The organism is Candidatus Binatia bacterium, from assembly GCA_036382395.1.
Taxonomy (GTDB): domain Bacteria; phylum Desulfobacterota; class Binatia; order HRBIN30; family HRBIN30; genus JAGDMS01.
This window is the reverse complement of sequence record DASVHW010000443.1, coordinates 1-6,574: the sequence shown is the minus strand read 5'-3', so window position 1 is coordinate 6,574 and position 6,574 is coordinate 1. Positions and strand designations below refer to the sequence as shown.

Sequence of the window (6,574 nt, the reverse complement as noted above, 5' to 3'; positions counted from 1 at the left end):
GCGTAGGTCAGCGCCCGCAAATAGCCGATCGGGGTCTCGCCTGGCGGCAGCGGATAGTCGGGAAAGCGGTAGCCGAGATCGGCCAGGGTGAATTCGCACTGCTCGGCGATGCGTTGCGTGTTGGCGATGGCCTCCGGCAGGTCACGGAACAACGCCGCCATCTCCATGGGCGACTTGAGATGGCGCTCGGCATTTTTCAACAAGGCGCGCCCGGCGGCATCGAGCGTGGTCTTGTTGCGGATACACGTGAGCACGTCGAACAGTGGCTTTCCAGACGGGGAGGCGTGCCGCACGTCATTGGTGGCAACCAGCGGAATGTTGAAGTGCTCAGCCACCGCGATCAGCGTACGGTTGAGCCGTTCCTCTTCCGGATCGAGATGGCGTTGGAGGTCGATGTAGAGGCGGTTGGGAAAAAGTCGCTGCAAGCGGGTGAGAAGAGGGTTCAAGGGTTCGAGGGTTCGAGGGTTCCGCAACGCTGCGGCCAATGGACCATCGGCACCGCCTGCCAGACAGATCAACCCATCCGTTTGACCTTCGAAGTCTTCCCGCGTTGTCACCGACTCGCCTTTCGGCGCGCGCACTTTTGTCCGCGTGATGAGTCGGCAGAGGTTCTGGTAACCGGCGCGATTGGCCACGAGGAGATAGAGTGTGGGCGCATTCTCTTGCACCCTTGGACCCTCGAACCCTTGAACCCTGAGGTCGAGCGTCACTGCGGCGCCCACCAGTGCGCGCAGCCCGGCGCGTTTCGCCGCCTGATGAAAACGCGGGGCGCCGTAGACACCGTCGCGGTCACCGAGTGCCAGCACCGGATAGCCCAGGGCTGCGGCGCGTTCGATCAGATCCTCAGGCAAAGAGGCGCCGGAGAGAAAACTGAAAGCGCTGTGGCAGCGGAGTTCGATGTAGCCGGAGAGGGTTCGGGGGTTCGAGGGTTTGGGGGTTCGACTGAAGACTCCAAGACCCTTGACCCCTTGAACCCTCGAACCCTTGAACCCTTCCTCGGTGAACCCTTTCTCAGGGAACCCTTTCTCAGTCATACACGCCATCCACAAACCAGCTCCGCGTTTCGAGATCGCAGTACAGCCGATAGATGCAGCCGTCACTGAGCTGGGCATCGTAGTAGTCGCGGGCGTAGCTGCCATCGCTCCACCAATCGCCCTGCACGCGCCATGGACCGGCAGCCTGCACGACGCGGCCGGCAAACTCCTCGCCACGTACGAACTCCGGCCGGTCGCGTTCGCAAAACACCTCCACCACCCGCGGCGGACGCATGGCACGCAGCGCCAGGGGAATGACGGCAGAGCCGTCGCATATCGCATATGGCGTATGGCGTATGGCCAAAGATTGATCCACCTTTTGCGATGCACGATCCGCGATAAGCCATTCACGATTCAGGCCATACGCGTCCGGTCTATGCGTATCGGCCACCGCCGGCGCGCCGATGCGATCGGCGCCGCAGATGGCACCGAGGCGTGCGAGGGTCACGGCCAGACGTGCCGGCGCCGGTCCATGCGGACGGAACAGATCGAGTTGGGCGGCACGCAGTCGTTCGGGAAGAGCGATGACGCGGAGGGCTTCAATGGCCGCCGTGGGCGGATGCATCTCGAATTGCAAGCGCACCAACGCCAGGAGCGATTTGATCTCGTTGCTCGGCGCGGCGACGGTAACGGTCCGGTCGTCACGGCCGCGCGTCGCGAGACGCAGCGAGAGACGCAGGTCGCCGCAAACACATCCACGCAGCGCCAGGCGCGTCGTCAGCCGGTCGAGCAGGCCACGCAGCACAAAGAGCAACGGCTCCAGGGCCTCGATGCCGTACTCGAGATCGATCCCTTCCTCGAAGTGCAGAGGCAAAGGGCGCGGCACCAGCGGCCGGTCGTCTTCACCGCGCGCGCGGCGCACCAACAACACCCCTTCGGGGCCTAATCTCGTGCCGATGGCACTCACGGGTAACGCCGCCAGATCGCCGATGCAGCGGATGCCCCAACGCTGCAGCGTGACGGTGAGTTCCGGACTGGGCTCGAGCCGCTGGATCGGGACGGGGGCAAGAAAATGCCATTCCTCCCCCGGCGGGATCACGGTAACGCCACCGCCGTGGCAGGCGGCGAGATAGGCCGCAACTTTTGAACCGGCGACGCCGACCTGTGCCGCCAGGCCGAGACGCATGGCCCGCTGCGCCAGGGCGTTCGCCAACTGCGATTCCGAGTCGCACAGCGAGCCGAGCCCTTCCAGATCGAGATAGGCGATGCCCCCGCCCGCATCTTCGACGCGTGGGGAAAACGATTCGGCCGCGTCGCAGAGCGCCGCCTGCGCCGCCCGCAGGGTGTCGGGCGATAGCTGCCGGACCACGAGGTCCGCCGCAATGGCCTTGGCTTGTGCCGTGGTGATGGCGGCGGCCACTCCGCAGCGCGCGGCGGCCGATGACACGGCGAGCAGCCTGGCCCGCGGCCCTGGTCCATCAGCAACGGCAACCGGCACCCCACACAGATCCGGCTCTGCCCGCAGCAGCGCCGCCAGCGTGAAATCGGGAACGGAGAGACACGCGAGACGCATCAGCGTGCATCGTGCGCGTGCATCGTGCGCGTCAGCGTGAAGGCGGGCTCCGGAGACGAGCCCGACTCACGAACACGAATCACGATTTGTCGCCCCGGCGCACCCAATTTATTGCGCACCATCACCACCACAGCTTCGAAGCCTTCGAAGAGCGGCCACAGACGACGGCGCCAGAGCGGCAGGCGGAGTTGAAAGCTGAGATTGAGGACAGCAAAGCTGCCGGCGACGCGGTGCGGGGCAAGGACAACGAGGGCCGTGTGCGACTGTTCGGCGGCATGCCGGAGGCGCGGCCAGACGTGGCTGCGCAGCGGGCGCAGCCGTACGGCCCCCAAATCGAGCACCACGAAGGCAAAGCCGCCGGCCTGGAGGAGCAATTCGGTGCAGCGCAAACCGTCGATCACCGCTGCCGGCCGAACCCACAACAGGCGATGGAGATCCGCCCCCGCAGCCAACAGGGATTCGGGATGCACGGCGTCAGCGAGGTCGACCCAGGCGGCGACCTCGCCCCGTCGCGTCGTGGCGGCAAGGAGAGAAAGGAGCAGCGAGGTTTTGCCGGAGGACTGTGGACCGAGGAATTCACTAATCCGCCCGCGCGGCACCCCTCCCTCGAGCAGGGCATCAATAGCTGCCAAGCCGCTGGGCAGCCGGCGCACCGGCTCGGGAGCCGTGCCGACGTGCACCTGTCCGGGCAAGGAGAGTTCCGCAAGACGAGCGAGGGCGGAGGCCTGGCGTGAGGTGGAGACCGGCACGCCTACATTTTCGCTAAACTTTCGCTTTAGTCAAGGGTGGCGATCGGGCCAGAGAACCGGCAAGATGGCGGCCCTGAACAGAGGAGGTGGTGTGTATGGAACTCGTGGCTATCGTAACGGTGTTGGTATTGATCCAGTATGTCGTGCTCGGCGTGCGTGTGGGGCAGGCACGGACGCGCTACGGCGTTGAGGCCCCAGCCATATCCGGCCATCCCATGTTCGAGCGGCACTTCCGCATCCACCAGAACACGCTCGAACAGCTGGTCGTCTTCCTTCCCGCCCTGTGGTTGTTCGCCATATACGCAAGCCCACGACTCGCCGCGCTCCTCGGCCTGGGGTTCATCGCCGCGCGGTTCGTTTACGAGCGCGGGTATCTCGATGATCCGAAGCGGCGGGAGACGGGCGCGATCATGACGGCAGTCACGACCGGCATCCTGCTGCTCGGCGGACTGATCGGCGCCATCGTGCGGGCGCTGTAGCGGCCCAGCAACCACCGACTGTAGAGACGCCCAGCCGGGGCGTCTCTATGAAGCGCCGTACTGCTCCAATTCGTACACCGGGCTGCGCCGGTTAGTGAAATCGTCGATGAGAAAACGATCGACCGGCTTCTCTGATGCCGTTTTGGGAATCTCCTTCAGCACTTGCACGTATGACGGCAGTTGATTGCGTTCCAGCTGCCGCGCGCAGGCGCGGAAGAAAGCCGCAGGATCAAACGCCGCATTATCAAGCAAGACGACCGCGGCAACGACATCCTTCTCTCCCGGTGCGCCCGACTTGGCGGGCACACCGTAGACGTAGACGTCGGTGACCTCGGGCAGCTCGGCGATCACCTTCTGCACGAAGTCGGGCTGGATGAACTCGCCGTTGTGACGGATCTCCGATCCTTTACGGTGGCCGAAGAACAGCCAGCCTTCCTCGTCGTGGTAACACATGTCGCCGCTGCGCAACCAGCCACCACGCGTCTTCGCGGCTGAGGCTTCCGGGTTCTTCAGGTACTCGACTTTCGTCTCCGCGCCGGCGGCCCGCGAGATCAGCTCGCCAACGACGCCCGGCGGACATTCGTTGTCGTTCTCGTCGACGATCTTGATGTCCATGACGCCGGGAATCGCCCGGCCAAAGCTGCCGATCGGACCCTGATCGATGGGCTTGAAGGCAAAGCCGCCTTCGACGGCGCCGTACCACTCCAGGATCCGCACGTTGAAGCGGCGTTCGAAATCTTCCCAAATGGCCCGCGGCGTCCCCGCGCTGAGCACGAAGCGCACGGGGTTATCGGCATCGTCGGGCCGCGGCGGTTCGGCGTAAATCGCCGCCATCATGCCGCCGAGCAACGAGAAGGTCGTGCAGTGGTAGCGCCGGCAGATGTCCCAGATCTTCGACTTGGTGAAGCGCGGGCTGAAGACCGCCGGCACCTCGTTGTACAGCCCGGCCAGAAAAGTCACCACCTGTGCGTTGCCGTGGGTGAGGGACAGGCCGGTGTAGAGCCGATCTTCCTTGGTGTAGCCAAACACGGCACCAACCAATCCGGCCGTACCGGTCCAGCGGCCGGTCTCGGCCACCACACCTTTCGGATCCCCCGTGGTCCCCGAGGTGTAGATGACCTGAATGGGATGATTCATCTCGGTGACCCGCTGTTCCGGCTGGTTACGCAGCGGTTCACGCAACACCTCTTGATAGGAGCGAACGATCTTGCCCGTGGCCGGCGGGCCGCCCGGCCGCTGCGTCGCCAGAATGAAACGGAGGCTTGGGACCTGCGGCAGCACCTCTTCGAGCTGCGGCAACAGGTCGGTACTGGTCAGGACGGCTTTGCACTCGGCATGGGTCAGTTGGTAGCGGAGCTTGTCTCCCTTTTGCCGCGGATCGATGGGAACGAAGACGGTTCCGCTGATCGACCCGCCGATGATGCCGTAGATAAACTCCGGATGGTTGCGCATGAAGAGGGCGAAGGTGTCACGTGGATGTAACCCTTGGCGCACAAGCTCCTGCGCCACCTTGGCGGCGTTTTCCCACAAGCAACCAAAGGTGATCACTTCGTCGGGGAGGCCGCTCGACCACCCCTCGAACGTGAAGATGACCTTGTCCGGAGATTCTTTGGCTTTGAGCTGGACGTACTGTCCGGGAATGCGGGGATCGAGTTCCATCGTCATGGCCTCACAACAACGGTCATGGCAGGGACGCACGGCCGTGCGCCCCTACCTTCTGGCTGATCGCTGATTGCTGACAGCTGAGTGCTACTTCATGTGTTTGATGATCGCCTGGCCGAACTCAGAGCACTTCACCTTCGTGGCGCCTTCCATCAGGCGGTGGAAATCATAGGTGACCGTCTTGGCGGCAATGGCGCCTTCGATCCCCTTGACGATCATGTCGGCGACTTCGTTCCATCCGAGATGCTGGAACATCAGGACGCCGGAGAGGATCATCGAACCGGGATTGACCTGATCGAGGTTGGCATACTTGGGTGCCGTGCCATGCGTCGCCTCGAAGATCGCGTGGCCGGTGGCGTAGTTGATGTTGCCACCCGGAGCGATGCCGATGCCGCCGACCTGTGCGGCAAGGGCGTCGGAGAGGTAGTCGCCGTTCAGGTTCATGGTGGCGATCACGTCGAACTCCTTCGGTCGCGTCAGGATCTGCTGCAGCGTGATATCGGCGATGGCGTCGCGGACCAGCAGTTTCTTCTTCCACTTGCCCTCGCCATGCGTGCCCCACAGCTTCAGGGCGCGTTCGACCTCGGCGCGCAGTTTGGCCTTCTGATCCGGGGTCATCAGGTCGTAGCCGGGATCGGTCTGGCGTGCGTTCTCTTCGACGGAAATGTTCGGGGTCTTCTCCTTGTTGCCGAGGATCCACGTCTCGCGTTCGGTCACCGTCTGATCGCGGAACTCGCGCGCGGCTAGGCCGTAGCCCCAGTCCCGGAAGGCGCCTTCGGTGTACTTCATGATGTTGCCCTTGTGCACCAGGGTGACGCTGCGGCGCTGCTTGAGCAGGGCGTATTGGATGGCGGCGCGGACCAGGCGTTCCGTTCCCTCACGCGACACGGGCTTGACACCGATGCCGCTGGTCTGCGGGAAGCGGATGTTCTTCACGCCCATCTCGGTCTGCAGAAAATTGATCAGCTTGCGCGCTTCCGGACTTTCCGCCGCCCATTCGATACCCACGTAAATGTCCTCGGTGTTCTCGCGGAAGATGACCACGTCGATCAACTCCGGATGACGCACCGGGCTCGGGACGCCGCTGAAGTAACGCACCGGCCGCAGGCAGACGTAGAGGTCCAGGGTTTGTCGCAA

6 protein-coding genes are annotated in these 6,574 nt (G+C 63.9%); 1 reads left to right on the top strand and 5 read right to left on the bottom strand.

Going from position 1 to position 6,574, the window contains the following annotated elements:
* The 3 genes from VF515_21910 to VF515_21900 all read right to left on the bottom strand — a co-directional run.
* Positions 1-1,034 (bottom strand): PHP domain-containing protein (locus tag VF515_21910; GenBank protein ID HEX7410286.1); only part of this gene is annotated, 1,034 nt, incomplete at its 3' end.
* Positions 1,027-2,547: a DNA polymerase Y family protein gene (locus VF515_21905; GenBank protein HEX7410285.1), complete on the bottom strand. Its 1,521-nt coding sequence runs from the start codon at positions 2,545-2,547 to the stop codon at positions 1,027-1,029. The genes VF515_21905 and VF515_21910, both read right to left, overlap by 8 nt.
* Positions 2,547-3,239 carry a hypothetical protein gene (locus tag VF515_21900; GenBank protein ID HEX7410284.1) on the bottom strand — a complete coding sequence of 231 codons (693 nt, stop codon included), beginning with the start codon at positions 3,237-3,239 and terminating at the stop codon, positions 2,547-2,549. The genes VF515_21905 and VF515_21900 overlap by 1 nt, the downstream gene beginning before the upstream one ends.
* Before the next feature lie 152 nt (positions 3,240-3,391).
* Between VF515_21900 and VF515_21895 the strand changes: the two genes are divergently transcribed.
* The gene (locus tag VF515_21895) at positions 3,392-3,775 is read left to right on the top strand and encodes an MAPEG family protein (protein ID HEX7410283.1); all 384 of its coding nucleotides are present in this window, start codon (positions 3,392-3,394) and stop codon (positions 3,773-3,775) included.
* Between the two features lie 45 nt (positions 3,776-3,820).
* Here VF515_21895 and VF515_21890 read toward each other — a convergent pair whose 3' ends face one another.
* Positions 3,821-5,434 carry an AMP-binding protein gene (locus VF515_21890; GenBank protein HEX7410282.1) on the bottom strand — a complete coding sequence of 538 codons (1,614 nt, stop codon included), beginning with the start codon at positions 5,432-5,434 and terminating at the stop codon, positions 3,821-3,823.
* A gap of 90 nt (positions 5,435-5,524) precedes the next feature.
* Positions 5,525-6,574: NADP-dependent isocitrate dehydrogenase (gene icd / locus VF515_21885; protein ID HEX7410281.1), on the bottom strand; the 1,050-nt coding region annotated here is incomplete at its 5' end.

Coding starts and splice junctions, on each gene's coding strand:
- VF515_21905 (HEX7410285.1), bottom strand. CDS start 2,547: ATGCGTCTCGCGTGTCTCTCCGTTCCCGATTTCACGCTGGCGGCGCTG.
- VF515_21890 (HEX7410282.1), bottom strand. CDS start 5,434: ATGGAACTCGATCCCCGCATTCCCGGACAGTACGTCCAGCTCAAAGCC.
- VF515_21895 (HEX7410283.1), top strand. CDS start 3,392: ATGGAACTCGTGGCTATCGTAACGGTGTTGGTATTGATCCAGTATGTC.